Annotated in this window: 18 protein-coding genes; 4 read left to right on the top strand and 14 right to left on the bottom strand. The window is 72.0% G+C overall.

The window, feature by feature from the left end; all coding sequences use genetic code 11:
• The 9 genes from HMPREF0731_RS16475 to HMPREF0731_RS16435 all read right to left on the bottom strand — a co-directional run.
• A partial coding sequence (locus HMPREF0731_RS16475) for a hypothetical protein (protein WP_007005311.1) occupies positions 1 to 234 on the bottom strand: 234 nt, incomplete at its 3' end.
• A gap of 79 nt (positions 235 to 313) precedes the next feature.
• Positions 314 to 1,213: an MBL fold metallo-hydrolase gene (locus tag HMPREF0731_RS16470; RefSeq protein WP_245538349.1), complete on the bottom strand. Its 900-nt coding sequence runs from the start codon at positions 1,211 to 1,213 to the stop codon at positions 314 to 316.
• A 19-nt stretch (positions 1,214 to 1,232) separates the two neighbouring features.
• A complete protein-coding gene (locus HMPREF0731_RS16465) occupies positions 1,233 to 2,153 on the bottom strand; it encodes an SMP-30/gluconolactonase/LRE family protein (protein WP_007005309.1) in 921 nt (306 codons plus the stop codon).
• The gene (catC, locus tag HMPREF0731_RS16460) at positions 2,150 to 2,443 is read right to left on the bottom strand and encodes a muconolactone Delta-isomerase (RefSeq protein ID WP_007005308.1); all 294 of its coding nucleotides are present in this window, start codon (positions 2,441 to 2,443) and stop codon (positions 2,150 to 2,152) included. The genes HMPREF0731_RS16465 and catC overlap by 4 nt, the downstream gene beginning before the upstream one ends.
• Positions 2,444 to 2,455: 12 nt before the next feature.
• Positions 2,456 to 3,178: an ABC transporter ATP-binding protein gene (locus tag HMPREF0731_RS16455; protein ID WP_007005307.1), complete on the bottom strand. Its 723-nt coding sequence runs from the start codon at positions 3,176 to 3,178 to the stop codon at positions 2,456 to 2,458.
• The gene (locus tag HMPREF0731_RS16450) at positions 3,175 to 3,924 is read right to left on the bottom strand and encodes an ABC transporter ATP-binding protein (RefSeq protein ID WP_007005306.1); all 750 of its coding nucleotides are present in this window, start codon (positions 3,922 to 3,924) and stop codon (positions 3,175 to 3,177) included. Before HMPREF0731_RS16450 ends, HMPREF0731_RS16455 begins: the two co-directional genes overlap by 4 nt.
• A complete protein-coding gene (locus HMPREF0731_RS16445) occupies positions 3,924 to 4,802 on the bottom strand; it encodes a branched-chain amino acid ABC transporter permease (RefSeq protein ID WP_007005305.1) in 879 nt (292 codons plus the stop codon). Before HMPREF0731_RS16445 ends, HMPREF0731_RS16450 begins: the two co-directional genes overlap by 1 nt.
• Positions 4,799 to 5,668: a branched-chain amino acid ABC transporter permease gene (locus HMPREF0731_RS16440; RefSeq protein WP_007005304.1), complete on the bottom strand. Its 870-nt coding sequence runs from the start codon at positions 5,666 to 5,668 to the stop codon at positions 4,799 to 4,801. The genes HMPREF0731_RS16445 and HMPREF0731_RS16440 overlap by 4 nt, the downstream gene beginning before the upstream one ends.
• A 4-nt stretch (positions 5,669 to 5,672) precedes the next feature.
• A complete protein-coding gene (locus HMPREF0731_RS16435) occupies positions 5,673 to 6,788 on the bottom strand; it encodes an ABC transporter substrate-binding protein (RefSeq protein WP_007005303.1) in 1,116 nt (371 codons plus the stop codon).
• Positions 6,789 to 7,008: 220 nt separating this feature from the next.
• Between HMPREF0731_RS16435 and HMPREF0731_RS16430 the strand changes: the two genes are divergently transcribed.
• The 3 genes from HMPREF0731_RS16430 (at position 7,009) to HMPREF0731_RS16420 (ending at position 9,261) form a co-directional block, all read left to right on the top strand.
• Entirely contained in the window at positions 7,009 to 7,809 is an 801-nt protein-coding gene (locus HMPREF0731_RS16430; protein WP_051014794.1) for an IclR family transcriptional regulator domain-containing protein, read from the top strand.
• Between the two features lie 97 nt (positions 7,810 to 7,906).
• Entirely contained in the window at positions 7,907 to 8,566 is a 660-nt protein-coding gene (locus HMPREF0731_RS16425; RefSeq protein WP_007005301.1) for a ParA family protein, read from the top strand.
• Positions 8,563 to 9,261 (top strand): hypothetical protein, encoded by a 699-nt coding sequence (locus HMPREF0731_RS16420; protein WP_007005300.1) that lies wholly within the window; start codon positions 8,563 to 8,565, stop codon positions 9,259 to 9,261. The genes HMPREF0731_RS16425 and HMPREF0731_RS16420 overlap by 4 nt, the downstream gene beginning before the upstream one ends.
• Before the next feature lie 197 nt (positions 9,262 to 9,458).
• Here HMPREF0731_RS16420 and HMPREF0731_RS16415 read toward each other — a convergent pair whose 3' ends face one another.
• Positions 9,459 to 10,682, bottom strand: coding sequence for an MFS transporter (locus HMPREF0731_RS16415; RefSeq protein ID WP_007005299.1), 1,224 nt, complete (start codon positions 10,680 to 10,682; stop codon positions 9,459 to 9,461).
• 154 nt (positions 10,683 to 10,836) lie between these two features.
• Between HMPREF0731_RS16415 and HMPREF0731_RS16410 the strand changes: the two genes are divergently transcribed.
• Entirely contained in the window at positions 10,837 to 11,271 is a 435-nt protein-coding gene (locus HMPREF0731_RS16410; protein WP_007005298.1) for an acyl-CoA thioesterase, read from the top strand.
• Positions 11,272 to 11,276: 5 nt separating this feature from the next.
• On the opposite strand, the gene HMPREF0731_RS16405 is transcribed toward HMPREF0731_RS16410, so the two are convergent.
• The 4 genes from HMPREF0731_RS16405 to HMPREF0731_RS16390 form a co-directional block, all read right to left on the bottom strand.
• Positions 11,277 to 13,505, bottom strand: coding sequence for a putative bifunctional diguanylate cyclase/phosphodiesterase (locus tag HMPREF0731_RS16405; RefSeq protein WP_007005297.1), 2,229 nt, complete (start codon positions 13,503 to 13,505; stop codon positions 11,277 to 11,279).
• Positions 13,506 to 13,564: 59 nt separating this feature from the next.
• Positions 13,565 to 14,260: an ATP-binding cassette domain-containing protein gene (locus HMPREF0731_RS16400; protein ID WP_007005296.1), complete on the bottom strand. Its 696-nt coding sequence runs from the start codon at positions 14,258 to 14,260 to the stop codon at positions 13,565 to 13,567.
• Positions 14,260 to 15,435 (bottom strand): ABC transporter permease DevC, encoded by a 1,176-nt coding sequence (gene devC, locus HMPREF0731_RS16395; protein WP_007005295.1) that lies wholly within the window; start codon positions 15,433 to 15,435, stop codon positions 14,260 to 14,262. The genes HMPREF0731_RS16400 and devC overlap by 1 nt, the downstream gene beginning before the upstream one ends.
• On the bottom strand, positions 15,432 to 15,923 hold a 492-nt coding region (locus HMPREF0731_RS16390; protein ID WP_007005294.1), incomplete at its 5' end, for an efflux RND transporter periplasmic adaptor subunit. The genes HMPREF0731_RS16390 and devC, both read right to left, overlap by 4 nt.

Raw genomic sequence — 15,923 nt, 5'->3', positions numbered from 1 at the left:
CGTGGCGGGCGGCTGCGGCCCGGCCAGCAGGTACAGCGTGCCCATGGCCAGCACCGCCAGCGCCTGCGGCAGCAGCGCCCACAGGGCGATGGCGGCGCCAAAGCTGGCCAGCCAGCCGAACGGCCCGGTCAGCACCAACAGCAGCACCAGCCCGACCAGCAGGGGCGTGGCGGAGGCAGCGCGGGCGGCCTCCGCCGCCGGGGTGGCGGGCGGGTCCGCCTCGGTCCGGGTCATGGCCAGGGCTTAGCCCTGGCGTGGGAAGCCAGCCAGGGGCGCGGGCTTCAACTTGCCGCGCCCCTGGCTCCGGGCGGCTTCAGAACTCCAGCCGGAAGGGCTCGGGCAGCAGGCGGTAGCCCTGGCCCTCGCGCAGCAGATGCGCGTGCCCCGGGAAGTGCAGATGCATGCCCGCCACCAGCAGCCGGTCGCGCGCCACCATGTCGAACATGCGGCGCCGCGTGGCGATGGCCAGCTCCGGCTCGACATCGAACTGCATGGTCACCTCGGGGCGTGGCACCTGCACCTCGGGCACATGCACGATATCGCCCCAGATCAGCAGTTGCTCGTGGCCCGAGCTGATGCGGAAGCCGCAATGGCCGGGCGTGTGGCCAGGCAGGTGCACCGCAGTGACACCAGGAAAAACCTCCGCCCCGTCAACAAAAGGCTTCAGCCGGTCGCGATAGGGGGCGAGCTGCGCCTGGGCGGCGGCGAAATAGGGCACGCCCTGGCCGGTGGCGGCGGCGCGGGCGGCGGCGGCCTCGTCCCGCCAATAGGCCAGCTCGGCCTGGTGCAGCGCCAGCTCGGCATGCGGGAACAGCGCCTCGCCATGCACATCGGCCAGGCCGTTGGCGTGGTCGGGGTGCAGATGCGTCAGCAGCACCGTGTCCACCGCCTCCGGCGGCACCCCGGCCGCCGCCAGATGGGCAAACAGCTTGCCGGCGGAGGGCTGCAGATGCGGGCCGCAGCCGGTGTCGATCAGCGCCACCCGCCCGGCCGACCAGACCAGGAAGGTGTTGATGGCGGTGCGCCGCGGCGTCGGGCGGAAGGCGCCGACCAGCATGGCCGCCACCTCCTCCTGCGCGATGCCTTGCAGCGTGGCGTTGGAGCCGTTCAGGAAACCGTCGCTGACGGCGCTGACCACGATCTCCCCCACCCGTCGGTGCATCAGCCCGGGAACCTGCGCCTGCGGCGCGGCGGCCATCATCCTGTCGGTCACGCGTCTCTCCGTCCTCGTCTCAGCCAAAAGCCAGGCGCAGCCCCGGCTCGGACCAGGGCAGCGCCGCCAGCCGCCCGGTGGTGGACAGCGTGACATAGGCGGTGCGCAGATCCGGCCCGCCGAAGCAGATATTGGTGGGCATGCGGTCGGGCATTGTCACCACCTCCACGATCTCCCCGGAGGGGGAGACCGTGGTGATCTCACCGCTCACCAGCGTCGCCACCACGACATTGCCGGAGGCGGCGACGGCCAGGCTGTCCAGCCGCCGGAAGCCGGGGAACTGGCAGAGCAGCCGCCCGCCATGCACGCTGGGCCAGGGCGCCTTGCGCAGCCGTCCGGGGGACAGGATGTCCCAGGCCCAGAGCCGCCCCGTCTCGGTCTCCGCCACATACAGCACCTCGCCATCCGGCGACAGGCCGATGCCATTGCCGCCGCCGAAGACGGGATAGGCGGCCTCGACGATGCGCGAGCCATCCTCGGCCGCCCAGTAGACGCCGCCATGGTCGCGGTCGCGCGCCCGCACCTTGCCGAGATCGGTGAACCAGAAGCCGCCCTTGCCGTCGAAGACCAGATCGTTCGGGCCCTTGAGCGGCACACCGTCGCAGCTGTCGTAAAGCCGGGTGACGGCGCCGGTGGCGGGGTCGATGCGCTCGATCCGCCCGCCGGAATAATCGGCCGCCTGCCCGGAGGGGCGCAGCAGCCCCGCCTCCTCATGCCAGGCGAAGCCGCCATTGTTGCAGAGATAGAGCGCGCCATCCGAGCCGACCGCCAGCCCGTTCGGCGCGCCCTCGACGGTCGCGATGGTGCTTTTCGCCCCGTCCGGCGCGATGCGGGTGATGCGCCTCGCCTCCAGCTCCACCAGCGCCACGCTGCCATCGGCGAAGGCGACGGGGCCCTCGGGGAAGCGCAGCCCCTCGGCCAGGATGCGCAGGTCGCTCATGCCCGCGCCTCCGCCGGGAGCGCGGAAGGGTGCTGCGCCAGCGGCGTCACCGTGATGTCCATGTAGGGAAACAGCGGCAGGCTGGAGAGCAGGGCGTGCAGCTCGTCATTGTCGGCGACATCGAAGATCGAGATGTTGGCGTAGCGGCCGGCGACCCGCCAGAGATGCGGCCATTTGCCCTGGCGCTGGATCTCCTGGGCCACCGCCTTCTCGCGCGATTTCAGCGCGTCGGCGCGGTCGGCGGGCATGTCGGGCGGCAGGCGCACCTGCATGGCGACGTGGAACAGCATGCTTGGGCTCCTTCAGAACATGTCCATCAGCCGCGCGGTGTCGGCGAGGTCGGCGGGCACGCCCTCGAAGATCACGCGGCCGGATTTCATCACGGCGACACGGTCGGAGACGGCGAAGGCCTCGCCGACATTCTGCTCCACCAGCAGGATCGACATGCCCGTCTCCTGCTGCCGGGCGCGGATCGGCGCCATCAGATCCTGGAAGGTCTTCGGCGCCAGTCCGATCGAGGGCTCGTCCAGCAGCAGGATGGAGGGGCGCGACAGCAGCGCACGCCCGACCGAGACCATCTGCTGCTGCCCGCCGGAGAGCGTGCCGGCGCGGCGCGTCCAGAATTCGCGGATGCGCGGCAGGATGGCCAGCACCTCCTCGGTGCGCGCCTCGGCCTCCGCCCCTTCCAGCCCGCCGGACCAGAGGGCGAGCAGGAAGTTTTCCCGCACGCTGAGACCGGGGAAGACGCCCCTGCCCTCCGGCACATAGGCGACGCCCGCGCGCGCCATCGCCTCCGGCCTCGGCCGCAACGGCGCGCCACGCAGCCGGATCTCCCCGGACGAGGGCGTGTGCAACCCGAAAAGCAGCTTCATCAGGGTCGATTTGCCGGCGCCATTGTGGCCGACCAGACAGAGCACCTCGCCCTGCGGCAAAGCGAGGTCGAGGCCGCTCAGCACCTCCCGCCCGCCATAGCCGGCGGCGAGGTTCTTCACGGCGAGCGCCGGTGCGGTGGTGACATCGCTCATGTCCGGCGCTCCCCGAAATAGATGGCGATGAGCTTCGGGTCGCGCAGGATCTCCTGCGGCTCGCCCTCGGCCAGCTTGGCGCCGCGGTCGAGGAAGGCGATGCGGTCGGCGAGTTCCGTGACGATGTCGAGATTGTGCTCGATCAGGCAGATGGTGACACCCTCGGCCACCGCCTCGCGCACCAGCCGCACGAAGCGGGCGCGCGATTGCGGGTCGAGGCCGGAGGCCGGCTCGTCCAGCAGCCAGATGCGCGCGCCCGTCGCCAGGATGCGGGCAACAGACAAAAATTTGCGCTCGGCATAGGCGAGGTCGAGGGCGCGGGCATCCGCCATGCCGGCCAGGCCGGTGCGCTCCAGCGCCTGCTGCACGGCATCCTCGCGCGCGGCGGCGGCGGCACGGCCACCGGGCTGCCAGAACCAGGCGGCCGGCTCGATGGCGGAGCGCACATTGTCGCGCACGCTCATCCGGCCGAACAGCCGCAGATCCTGGAAGGAGCGCGCGATGCCGCGCCGCGCCAGGCGGTGCGGCGCGAGGCCGCGCACATCCTGCCCGTCCAGCAGCACCTCCCCCGCATCGGGGGGGATGTGGCCGGTGATCAGGTTGAACACCGTGGTCTTGCCGGCGCCATTCGGACCGACCAGCGCGGTGGTGATGCCGGGGCGCAGCTCCAGATCGACCTTCTGCACCGCGGCGACGCCGCCGAAATGCTTGTCGAGGCCGCGCACGCTGAGCGGGGCGGGCTGCATCAGCGGCGCCCCGCGGCGAGACCGGCAAGGCCGGCCGGGCGATAGATCATCAGCAGCACCATGGCCAGCCCATAGACCAGCTGTTGCACCGCGCCGATCTGCGTCGGCGGGATGAAGGGCAGGAAGGACAGCCCCGCCGGCAGCAGCAGCAGCAGCAGCACGCCGATCAGCGGCCCGGCCAGCGTCGCCGTGCCGCCGATGATAACCATGGCCATCACCAGGATCGACTGCTCCAGCGTGAAGCTCTCGACATTGACGAAGGCCATGTAGAAGGCGAAGAGCGCGCCGGCGACGCCGGCGAGCGAACAGCCCAGCGCGACGGCCAGCGTCTTCAGCGCGCGCACATCCTTGCCGAAGGCCTCGGCGGCGCTTTCGCTGTCACGGATGGCCATCAGCGCCCGGCCGAAGCTGCCGCGCATCAGCAGCCGGATCAGCAGCAGCGCGCCGCCGAGCACCGCCAGGCAGACCAGCAGCAGCCGCGCCGGATCGGTCAGATCGAGGCCGAGCAGGGTCGCCGGCGGAATGCCCACCAGCCCGCCATGCCCGCCGGTCAGCGCATGCGCCTCGGAGAAGACGGTGACGGCCATCATCTGCAGGCCGAGGCTGGCGGCGACGAAATACTCGCCGCGCACGCGCAGGGCCGGCAGCGCCAGGCAGAGGGAGAGCGCGGCGGAGAGCGCCGCGCCCAGCAGGCAGGCCAGCAGCAGATCCGGCACCCAGAGCAGCGCCAGCTGCGCCCCCGCATAGGCGCCGAGGCCGAAGAACACCGCATGCGCCATGCTGAAGATGCCGGCATAGCCGATCAGCAGGTTCAGGCTGGCGGCGAGGATGCCGAAGATGGTGGCGAGCGTCGCCAGGTTCAGCAGATAGGCGGTCACCGAGCCACCGCCTGGCCGAACAGGCCGCTGGGGCGGAACAGGATGAAGGCGAAGAGCACGACGAAGCCGGCCGCCGCACTCCATTGCGTGTCCAGCACGGCGATGACGAGATTCTCGACCACGCCGAGCAGCAGCCCGGCCAGCGCCGCGCCGCGCAGGCTGCCAATGCCGCCCACCACGGCGGCGGCCAGGCTGACCAGCATGACCTGCGCGGCGATCGCCGGCTGCAGGCCGGAGGTGATGGCGGTCAGCACCGCCCCCGGCACCACCAGCGCCGAGCCCAGCGCGAAGGCCAGCATCGACAGGCGGCGCGAGGACAGGCCGAAGGCGCGCAGCAGCTCCGGATTCTCCGACAGGGCGCGCAGGCCGGTGCCGGCGCGGCTGCGCTCCAGGAACAGCGTCACCGCCGCGAAGAGCAGCAGCGCGGTGCCGAGCGCCACCCAGAACACATCGGCCAGGTAGAGGCCCGGCAGCACCTCCCGCGCCCGCGTCAGCGGCGTGGACAGCACGACGAAGCCACGGCCGAAGCCCAGCTCGATCAGGCTCTGCACCACGATCGACATGCCGAAGGCGGCGACGAAGACGGTGAAGAAGGAGCCCTCATGCCGCTGGATCGGCCGGTAGATGGCCGCGTCCATGAACAGGCCGAAGCCCATGGCCAGCGCCAATGCCAGCAGGATGCCGAGCGGCCAGGGCAGCCCGGCCTCCGTGCTGGCCAGGAAGGCGTAGCCGGCGAGCGCGAAGGCGGCGCCATGCGCGACATGGAAGATGCGCGTGGCGCCGAAGATCAGCGCGAAGCCCGCCGCCGTCAGCGCGTAGATCGCGCCGGTCTGCAGGCCGCTGAGGAAAAGCTGAAGCAGCAGCATGCGGTCAGGCGATCTTCTGCGCGCGGCCGTCGCGGACCTCGTTGATCTGAATAGGCATGCTCATGGTGCCCTGCTCGCTGAACTCGCCTTCGCCGCCGACGAGCGCGAAGCGGCGGGTGCGCAGCATCTCCTCCCGCAGAGTCTCGCCATCCACCGGCTTGCCGGCCTTCTCCAGCGACTGCGCCAGCAGGCCGAAGAGCCGCATCGCGTTGTAGTAGTTCTGGTGATAGGCGGAGGGATCATCGCCATGCCTGGCGCGCCAGTCGGCGACAAAGCGCTGCGTCACCGGGTCGGAACGCGACCAGTCGGCGGCCTGGCTGGTGTAGATCAGGCCCTGGCTTTCGGGCAGCGTCACCACCGAGGGAATGCTGCCCGCGGAATAGGAAATCAGCGGCTGGCTGACGCCATTGTCGCGCAGCTGCTTGATGATCTGCGCCTGCTGCGCGCCGTAGCTGGCGAAATACACGGCATCGGGCCGCGTATCCCGCACCCGCGCCGCGATGGCGGCGAATTGCTGCGTGGCGGGGGGAATGCTGAAGCTGCCGGCCAGCGTGCCGCCGATCGGCGGCAGGCCGTTCCTCAGCTCCTGCACGACGGCGTTGCCGAGCGGATCATCGACATAGATCAGCGCGATGCGCTTCAGCCCTTTCTGCTGCAGCCAGGGCAGCAGGGCGCGCACCTCCTGGTTCACCAGCGGGATGACGTTCCAGTAATAGGGCGACAGCTCGGCCAGGTCGGGCCCGACGCCGCCGCCATTGACCATGACGACCTTGGCGCGCGTGCCGATCGGCGCCGCCGCCTTGGACACGCCGGTGAAGCCCAGCATGACATAGACGGCGCGGTCCACATTGGCGAGCTTGGTCATGCCGACGGCGCCGCCCTGCGGCGTCGCCAGGCTGTCCTGCGCGCGCAGCTCGATCGGCCGTTGCAGCAGGCGGTCGTCGCGCAGATGCTGCAGCGCCAGCTCGATGCCGGCGGTGAAGATGGCGCCGTATTCGGCGTTCGGCCCGGCCATCGGGAACAGCGTGCCGATGACGTGGCTGGCGGGCTGGGCACGGAGCAGGCGCGGCGCGGCCAGGCCCAGGGCCGTGGCCGCCAGCAGGGTGCGGCGGGTGGTCATGTCTTGACGTCCTCAGGCGGGTTTTCGCAGCGGGGGCCGGCTTTTAATCCGCCGGTTTTGTCCGCTGGCCGGACTTATGTCCGAATTTACCCGCAGCGTCGGACCCGGACGGCGCCGCTGTCAAGCCTCTTCGCGCGGCCGCTTTCCGCTTGCCGCGATGCCGCCGGCGCGGCTAAGCGGCAGGACCGGCCCCCGCCCAGCCAAGGAGATGCGCGGCTTCATGGCGACCGACGCCGCCATTTCCCCCCCCTCCCCTGCCCTGAAGGAGGGGGATTTCGTCGCCGCCCTCGGCCGTGGCCTGCAGGTGCTGGAATGCTTCGGCCCGGGGCGGGAGCGCATGACGCTCTCGCAGGTGGCGCAGCAGACCGGGCTCAGCCGCGGCACGGCGCGGCGCTTCCTGCTGACGCTCACCGCGCTCGGCTATCTCGCCAGCGACGGCAAGCTGTTCTGGATGACGCCGCGCGTGCTGCGCTTCGGCCAAGGCTACCTGGCCGGCTTCGCCCGCGCCGAGGCGGTGCGCCCGGTGATCGAGGCGGTGTCGCGCGACCTCAACGAAAGCTGCTCGCTCGCCGTGCTGGACGGGGCGGATGTCGTCTATGTCGCGCGGGTCGAGGCGCGGCGGGTCTATTCCTCGCGCATCGATATCGGCACGCGGCTGCCGGCGCATGCCTCATCGCTCGGCCGCGTGCTGCTGGCGGCGCTGCCGGAGCCGGCGCTGGAGGAATGGCTGCGTCGCCACCCGCTGCGCGCCTGGACCGAGCGCACGGTGACCGACCCGGAGCAGCTGCGCGCGCGACTGACAGAAATCCGCCGCCAGCGCTACGCGGTGATCGATGGCGAGCTGGAGCTTGGCGCCCGCTCCATCGCCGTGCCGGTGCTGGATGCCACGGGGCGGGAGGTGGCGGCGCTGAACATCGGCACCTCGGCCGCCCGCGCGCCGCTGGAGATGCTGCGCCGCAGCTTCCTGCCCGTGCTGCGCGAGGCCGCCGGCCGCCTCGCCGGGGCCGTCACCGGCTGGTAGCTCCTTCCGAGGCCGGAATTAGACATGTCTAATTCGGCGGGCCATCCTGGATTTTCCGGCCTTTCGCTCGCTATTCCAGCGGCTTAATCTGCGCCGCATGGCTCGCACCCCGGCACCGCGCATCCTCCTAGTCTCCTCGCCCAAGGGCGGCTCGGGCAAATCCGTGCTCAGCCGGCACCTGCTGGTGGCAGCCGCCCAGGAGGGGCTGCCGGTGCTGGGGCTGGATTTCGACCGGCAGCAGACCCTGGTGAAATGGGCGGCGCGGCGCGAGCGCACGCGCGAGGCCTTCCCCGATTTCGCCGCCGTCCCCGTGCAGCCGGCCAGCCTGCAGGATTGGCGCGGCGCGCTGCGGCAGGCGGCGGGATACCGGCTCGCCGTGCTCGACACGCCCCCCAGCGTCGAGGACCACCTGCCCGCCATCGACGCGCTGGGCGAGGCCGCCGACCTGATCCTGGTGCCGGCGATCTGCACCCAGGACGATATCGACAGCGTCACCCCCTGGCTGCGCAGCCTGGCCGAGAAGGGACGGCGCGCCTCGGTGGTGCTGAACCGCGCCAATCGCCGCACCACCTCCTATGCCCGGATGCGCGGCCTGCTGGTCAAGGCCGGCCCGGTCTGCCCGACCGAGCTGCCGCAGCTCGAGGACGTGCATGTGCCGGCGGCCAAGGGGCTCACCCTGCTCGACTATTCGAAGTCGCGCGGCATCGCGCCCTTCGAGGAGGTCTGGGCCTATGTGAAGCGGGAGGCCGGGCTGTGAGCGGCAAGCGCTCGCGCGGCGCGCTGCGCGCCTTCCTGGCGCAGGAGGAGGAGGCCCCGCCCCCCGACCCGCGCGCCGCCGCGCTGCGCGGCCTGGCCGCCGAGGAGGCCGAGGGGCTGGAGGCGATCCGCAGCGTCTTCGCCGGCACCGGCCTGCCCGACGACCCGGCCCGGCTGCGGCAGATGCTGCGCATCCGCGCCGAGATCCGGAAAGAGTGGGGCGATGCGCGCGACAGCTTCCTGGCCATCGGCCGGGCCCTGCTGGCGCTGGAGCAGAGCCTGACAAAGGCCGAGATGCAGCGCCTGCGCCAGGGCACGGAACGGATTTTTCCGTTCTCCGACGCGACGGCGACGCAGCTGCGGCAGATCGCGCGCGCGGTGGAGTCCGGCCGGCTGCCGCAGCAGGACTGTCCCGGCTCCTATGGCACGGCCTACCAGATCACCCTGCTGAGCGATGGGCAGTTGCGGCTGGCGCGCGAGCGCGGGCTGATCCGCCCGGATGTGACGCGGCGGGAAATCCTGGAACTGCGGCGCGCCACGCCGCAATCGGCGCCCCGCCCCGCCGGCGCGGACCTCGCCGCGCTGCGCGAGGAGCAACGCCGCCTGGCGCAGCGCCGCGACCGGCTGGCGGAGGCGTTGGAAGCGGTGGAAACCCGCCTGCGCCAGATCGAGGAACAGCTCGCCCGCCGCGCCTAGGCTTCTTGACGTTCAGGAGAAGAAAAAAGGCCGGGGAAGGAATTCCCCGGACCCCTTCTTTTTTCTGCAAGTTTGGTGGCTGTGGTGGGCCTCCGGCTTGTCAGGCGAGCAGCGCCAGCCAAAAACTGATAAAAAAAAGAAGGGGTCTGAGGGGAATTCATTCCCCTCACTTTCTTCCTTTCCGCCCCGCGATAGGCCTAGCCGCGCCCGCCGGCGATGCGCGCCGCATCCGGCAGGCGGCGCAGCCGGTCCATGGCCAGGATGCCCAGCAGCGGCCCCGGCAACAGCACCAGGAACACCCATTGCCAGCTGCCGAAGGCCGCGGCGGCCCAGGGCAGCAGCCCGATGGCCAGCCCGGTCAGCGCGAAACCGAGGCCCAGTTGCACCGTCAGCGCCGTGCCGACCAGCGAAGGCTCGCCCACCTCGGTGACGATGGCGGAGAACTGCGCGGAATCGGCCACGATGCTGAAGCCCCAGAGCAGCCCGACCAGCACCAGCAGCCAGAGCGGCCCGGCATAGGCCAGCCCGATCACCGCCGCGCAGCCGCCCGAGATCGCCATCAGACCGATGGTGGTGCGCGTCCGCCCCAGCCGGTCCGCCAGCCTTCCGGCCAGCACGCAGCCGGGCGCGCCGGCGGCGACGATGGCGAAGGTCAGCCAGGAGGCGAGCCCTCCCGCCCCCTCGCCCACCCGCTCGCGCAGGAAGGCCAGCATCCAGCTCCACATGGCGTAGAGCTCCCACATGTGGCCGAGATAGCCGGCACTCGCCAGCAGCACGGCCCGCTGCGACAGCGCCTGGCGCAGCTTCGCCGGCTCGAAAGGCGCGCGCGGGAAGGGGTAGGGTCCTTCGCACAGGCCGAGGACGCCGAGGGCGCCCGCCAGCGTGGCCAGGCTGGCGGCGATGATGACTCCCTGCCAGGGCAGACCGCCCAGCGCGTTCACCGCATGCGGCAGGGCCGAGCCCAGCGTCAGCGCGCCAATGACGCAGCCCAGCGCCAGGCCACGCCCGGCGCGGAACCAGGTGGCGACCAGCTTCATCGCCGGCGGGTAGAGCCCGGCCATCAGCACGCCGGTCAGCAGCCGCAGCAGCAGGGCGCTGCCCGGCCCCGGCGCCCAGAGCAGGCCAAGATTCGCCAGCGCGGCGCCAAGGCCGCAGACCAGCATCAGCCGGCGTGGCGGCACCCGGTCGGGCAGGCCGCTCAGCGCCGCCCCCACCGCCCCCAGCACGAAGCCGAGCTGCACCGCGATGGTCAGCCAGCCCGCCATGGCATCGCCCATCTGCCACAACGCGCGCAGCTGCGGCAGCACGGCGGCGGCCGAGAACCAGCTGGTCATCCCCAGCACCACACAGGCGCAGAGGCCCAGCAGAACGCGCCAGCGCGCCGCCTGGTCCTCCCCCTCCTGCTGCCTTGTCTGCGGCATTGGCCCTTCTTCCTCCCAGGCTGAACGGCCTCCCTTGTGGCGAAGCGGCGGGGCCAGGGCAATCCACGGCGCCCGCCCCTGGCCCCACCCCTGGCGCGCGGCGACACGGCCCGCCATCCTGGCCGCCGCGCTGTCACGAGAAGGAGGGCCGCCCATGCCAAACGACCCCAGGCTGCTGCTGCGGGAAAGCTATCCGCTCTGGACGGGGGAGCTGGTGCGCTTCGGCGACACCGACCGGCTGGGCCATGTCAACAACGCCAAATACGCCACCTATCTGGAAACGGCGCGGGTCGCGCTGATGCAGCGCCTGCTGAAGGGGCCGGAGACCTATTTCGTGCTGGCCCGCATGGCCATCGACTACCGCGCCGAGCTGCGCGAACTGGGCCCGATCGAGATCGGCACGGCGGTGACGGGGATCGGCCGCTCCTCCTTCACCACCGGGCAGGGGGTGTTCCAGGGGCCGCTCTGCGCCGCGACCGGCGAGGGGGTGGTGGTGCTGGTGGAGGCGGCGACCCGCCGCGCCACCCCGCTGCCCGAGGCGCTGCGCGCCGCGTTGCAGGGGCTGGCGCTGCCGCCGCAATCAGGCTGAGCCGCTCAGGGCGCCGCGGCCTCGCCGCGCAGCCAGGCCTCGGCCCGCGCCGCCGGCATCGGCCGGCCATAGAGGAAGCCCTGCCCCTCGTCGCAGCCCAGGCGCTGCAGCGCGGCGTGCTGGGCGGCGGTTTCCACCCCCTCGGCCACCACCCGCAGGCCCAGGCCGTGCGCCAGCTCGACGATGCTGCCGATGATGCGGCCGTTGCGCGCGTCCTCCTCCAGCCGGGCGACGAAGCTCTGGTCGATCTTCAGCTCCTGGATCGGGAAGTCGCGCAGATGCGCCAGCGAGGCGTGGCCGGTGCCGAAATCGTCGAGCGAGATGGCGATGCCGCCGGCATGCAGCCGTGACAGCGCGCCGATCACGGCCGGCGCGGCCTCGCTCAGCAGCACCGTCTCGGTCACCTCGATGGTGAGCGCCGAGGGCGGCAGGTCGAGCAGCGCCAGCTGCGCCATGACGTTCTGCGCCAGGCCGCCGCCGATGAAATCCGCCTCCGATACGTTCAGCCCGGCCCGCACCGGCGCCAGCCCGGCCTCGCGCCAGCGGCGCAGATCGGCGCAGACCGCGCGCAGCATGTGCTGGCCCAGCAGGCGCGCCGTCTCCTCCTCCTGCAGGGCCGCCCAGAACTGGCCGGGACCCAGCACCCGCCCATCCGGCGGCAGGATGCGGACCAGGGCCTCGAAACCGCAGCGCCGCCCATCGGCCATGCGCAGCTTCGGCTGGTAGAAGGGCCGCACCCAGCCTTCGTGCAGCGCCAGGCGCACCAGCTCGATGGCCTCGCGCCGGGCCAGGAAGCGCTGCGCGATCTCGGGCGAGAACAAGGTGACGCGGCCGCGGCCGAGCCGGCGGCCATGCGACAGGGCGATATCGGCCTGGCGCATCAGCATCTCGCCCGTGTCGCCGTCGCGCGGGCCGAGCGCGACGCCGATGCTGGCCGAGACGCCGACCGGCACCCCCTCCAGCAGCAGGGGCTGGCGCAGCGCCTCGCCCACCAGCTCGGCGCGCTGCCGCGCGCCAGCCTCGTCGGTGACCGGCAGCAGCAGGGCGAATTCGTCGCTGCCGGTGCGCGCCGCCATGCCCTGGCCGCCGGCGCTGGCCAGCAGCTTCCCGGCGATGCCGCGCAGCAGCGCGTCGCCCTGGAGATGACCATGCCGGTCGTTGAGATCCTGGAAATTGTCGAGATCAAGCAGCAGCAGCGCCAGGGCGCCGCCCGGCGGGGTCTGCTGCAACGCCGCCTCCAGCCGCTGCAACAGCTGGGCGCGGTTGGCCAGGCCGGTGAGCGGGTCCTGCATCGCCAGCAATTGCAGGCGCTGGCGCAGTTGCCAGGCCTCGGTGATGTCCTGGATCAGCCCGACCGCGCGCACCACCTGGCCCTGCTGGTCGCGCTCCGGCTCGCCGCTCAGGCGGATGCGGCGCAGCCGGCCGGTCGCGGTGACGAAATCGGCCTCCAGCTCGGCGGTGCGGCCCTCCGCGAAGATCGCCTCGATCGCCGCCGCCACCCTTTCGCGGTCGCCCGGCGGATAGTGCAGCAGGGCGCCGGTGATGGTGACCGGATGGCCGAAGGGCAGCTCATGGATGCGGAACACCTCGTCCGACCAGAGCGGCCCATCGCCCTGCCGGCTCAGCTCCCAGCCGCCGAGCTGCGCCAGACGCTCGGTCTGCTGCAACAGCCGGGTCTTGCGCGCCGACAGCGCCGCCAGGCTGCGCGTCTCCTGCGCCGCGGCTTCCGCCCGGCGCGCCTGGGATTGCGCCAGCAGCAGCCCCTGGGCGAGCAGGCCGAACTGGCGCAACGCGTCGCGCTCCGCCTCGCCGAAGCGGCGCGGCTGGCGGTCGAGCAGGCAGAGCGTGCCGATATTGCTCCCCTCCACCGGCAGCGGCAGGCCGGCATAGAAGCGCAGGCCCGGGCTGCCGGTGACCGCGGGCAGGTCGTGGAAGCGCGGATCGCGCTGCAGATCCTCGATCGCCAGCACATCCTCGCCCTGGATGGTCCAATGGCAGACCGAATGCTCACGCGGCGAGTCCCAGCCGGGCACGCCATAGGTGGCCTTGGCCCATTGGCGGTCGCGGTCGACCAGGATCAGCATCGCCAGGGGGCAATCGAAATGCCGCGCCGCCAGCGCCACCACCGCGTCGAAATCCGGGCTTGGCGCCGTGTCCATCAGGCGCAACCGATGCAGCGCCGCAAGGCGATCGGCCTCGGCCCGCAAGGGGGATGATCGGTCGGGCGGTGTCACGACGGGAGATCCTTGAGCAGAGCGTTGCCGGGCAGCCCCGCCGGGCCGCGGGGCCGGGCTTACTCCGTCATCACCTTTCCATCCTCCATGCTCACGATCCGGTCCGCAATGTCCAGGATGCGCGGATCGTGTGTCACCAGAAGAATGGCGACGCCCTGGCTGCGCGCCAGATCGCGCATCAGTTGAACAACCTCCTGCCCGCTTGCCTTGTCGAGCGCCGCGGTCGGCTCGTCGGCCAGGATCAGGCCGGGCGCGCCGACCAGGGCGCGGGCGACGGCGACGCGCTGGCGCTGGCCGCCGGAGAGCTGGGCGGGCGGCTTGTGCCGGTGCTCGGCCAGGCCCACCGCCTCCAGCATGCGGTCGGCGCGCGCCAGGCGCTCGGCCTCGGGCAGGGCGGCGCTCATCTCCAGCGCCATGGCGACATTCTGCCGCGCCGAGAGGAAGCCCAGCAGGTTGTGCGCCTGGAAGATGAAGCCGATGCGCCGGCGCAGCGCCACGCGCTGGCGCTCGCCAGCGCCGGCCAGCTCCTGCCCCAGCACGCGGGCCGAGCCCTGCTGCATCGCCCGCAGCGCGCCGACCAGGGTGAGCAGCGTCGTCTTGCCGGAGCCGGAGGGGCCGGTCAGCAGCACGATCTCGCCCGGCGCCACGCGCAGATCGACCTCGCGCAGCACCGGGCGGCGCAGCTCGCCGCTGCCATAGGCGTAGGAGACACCGTGCAGCGCGACGGGCAGCTCGGCGGAAGACGGGGCGGCCATCAGAACATGTCCGCCGGGTCGGCGTCGCGCAGCTTGCGCATGGCCAGCAGCCCGGCCAGGCCACACATGCCGAAGATCATGCCGAAGATCATCAGGCTGCGGCCCCACTCCATGCCCAGCGGCAGGAAGGTGGCCTGCCCCACCACCTCGTAGAGCATGGCGGAGGCGATGGCGCCGGGGATGAAGCCCAGGATCGCCAGCAGCAGCGCCGCCGCCAGCACCACCCGCCCCAGATAGGCGTTGGTGTAGCCGATGGCCTTCAGCGTCGCGTATTCGCGCAGATGCCCGGCCACGTCGCTGAACAGGATCTGGTAGACGATGACCATGCCGACGATCAGCCCCATCAGGCTGCCGAAGGTGAAGATGAAGCCGATCGGCGTCGCCGTCTCCCAGTAGCGCAGCTCCCAGGCGACCAGCTCGGGCTGGGTCACCACCGCCACATCGGGCGGCAGCAGGGCGCTCAGCCGGTCGCGCGTGGCGGCCGGGTCGGCGCCGGGGCGCAGCCGGATCGCCACCAGATCGGCGTTGGAGAAGGGGCGCTCCGGCATCAGGCGGCGGAAATTGGTCTCGCTCATGATGACATTGCCATCGGCGCCGAAGGAGGCGCCGATCTCCACCAGCCCGACCACATCCACCTGGCGGTTGCCGATCTGCACCGGCAGCGTGCCCGGCCGCGCCGCCAGCAGCGCCTCGACGGGGCCGAATTCGGGGCGGGAGCGGCGGTCGAAGGCCACCGTGTCGGGGCGCTTCAGCGCCTCGGCCACGCGCTCGAGCCCCTCGAAGCGCATCGCACCCGCCTCGATGTCGAAGCCCACCAGCTGGATGGTGCGGCGCTCGCCATTCTCCGGGTTCCGCCAGGTGCTCTGCGCCATGTAGATCGGCACGGATTGCGCCACTTCCGGCAGGGCCAGGGCCTGGCTGGCGCGCACCCGCGGCAGCGGCTCTGGCCGGAAGCTCGCCAGCGTCATCGGGTGGATCAGGAACACCTCGCCCCGCATCGCGGCGATCAGCGAGGTGGCGGAATCGAACAGGGCGGCGCGGAAGCCGAGCTGCATGAACACCAGCACGCAGGCGAACATGACGCCGGCGATGGCGGTGGCCAGCCGGGCCTTCTCGGCGCGCAATTGCCGCCAGGCCAGGCGCAGCGGCAGCCAGATCAGGGTGGCGGCGCTCATGGGCGGATCGCCACCTGCACCTGCATGTTGGAGCGGCGCGCCAGCAGCGCCACGCCCTCCGCATCCAGCGTCAGCCGCACCGGCACGGTGCGGGCATCGACGGCGGCGACCGGGTCGGTGCCGGCCTGGGTGGTGCGGCGCACCTGCCAGCCGATCTCGCGCAGCGTGGCGCCGAGGCGCTGCGGATGGCCGGGCACCAGCACCTCCGCCCGCTGGCCGAGGCGCAGCCGCGGCAGGTCGGTCTCGTAGACATCGGCCACCACATCCATGCGCTCCAGATCGGCCATGTCGAGCAGCCCGTCATTGCCCACCGGATCGCCGGGGCGGACATAGAGGGTGAGGATGGTGCCGGCGATGGGGGCGCGCATCTGCGCCAGGTCCAGCTCGGCCTCGGCGGCGCGCAGCCCGGCGGCGGCGGCGTCGCGCTGGGCGCGGGCCATGGCGACATCCTCGGGGCGCGGGCTTTGCAGCCGGGCGAGCTCCGCCTC

Origin of the sequence: Pseudoroseomonas cervicalis ATCC 49957, assembly GCF_000164635.1 — a bacterium.
Lineage (GTDB): Bacteria > Pseudomonadota > Alphaproteobacteria > Acetobacterales > Acetobacteraceae > Pseudoroseomonas > Pseudoroseomonas cervicalis.
This window is presented reverse-complemented; position numbering and strand designations above follow the sequence as displayed.

Coding starts and splice junctions, on each gene's coding strand:
- HMPREF0731_RS16440 (WP_007005304.1), bottom strand. CDS start 5,668: ATGCTGCTGCTTCAGCTTTTCCTCAGCGGCCTGCAGACCGGCGCGATC.
- HMPREF0731_RS16415 (WP_007005299.1), bottom strand. CDS start 10,682: ATGCCGCAGACAAGGCAGCAGGAGGGGGAGGACCAGGCGGCGCGCTGG.
- HMPREF0731_RS16450 (WP_007005306.1), bottom strand. CDS start 3,924: ATGCAGCCCGCCCCGCTCAGCGTGCGCGGCCTCGACAAGCATTTCGGC.
- HMPREF0731_RS16430 (WP_051014794.1), top strand. CDS start 7,009: ATGGCGACCGACGCCGCCATTTCCCCCCCCTCCCCTGCCCTGAAGGAG.
- HMPREF0731_RS16410 (WP_007005298.1), top strand. CDS start 10,837: ATGCCAAACGACCCCAGGCTGCTGCTGCGGGAAAGCTATCCGCTCTGG.
- HMPREF0731_RS16435 (WP_007005303.1), bottom strand. CDS start 6,788: ATGACCACCCGCCGCACCCTGCTGGCGGCCACGGCCCTGGGCCTGGCC.
- HMPREF0731_RS16400 (WP_007005296.1), bottom strand. CDS start 14,260: ATGGCCGCCCCGTCTTCCGCCGAGCTGCCCGTCGCGCTGCACGGTGTC.
- HMPREF0731_RS16465 (WP_007005309.1), bottom strand. CDS start 2,153: ATGAGCGACCTGCGCATCCTGGCCGAGGGGCTGCGCTTCCCCGAGGGC.
- HMPREF0731_RS16455 (WP_007005307.1), bottom strand. CDS start 3,178: ATGAGCGATGTCACCACCGCACCGGCGCTCGCCGTGAAGAACCTCGCC.
- devC (WP_007005295.1), bottom strand. CDS start 15,435: ATGAGCGCCGCCACCCTGATCTGGCTGCCGCTGCGCCTGGCCTGGCGG.
- HMPREF0731_RS16425 (WP_007005301.1), top strand. CDS start 7,907: ATGGCTCGCACCCCGGCACCGCGCATCCTCCTAGTCTCCTCGCCCAAG.
- catC (WP_007005308.1), bottom strand. CDS start 2,443: ATGCTGTTCCACGTCGCCATGCAGGTGCGCCTGCCGCCCGACATGCCC.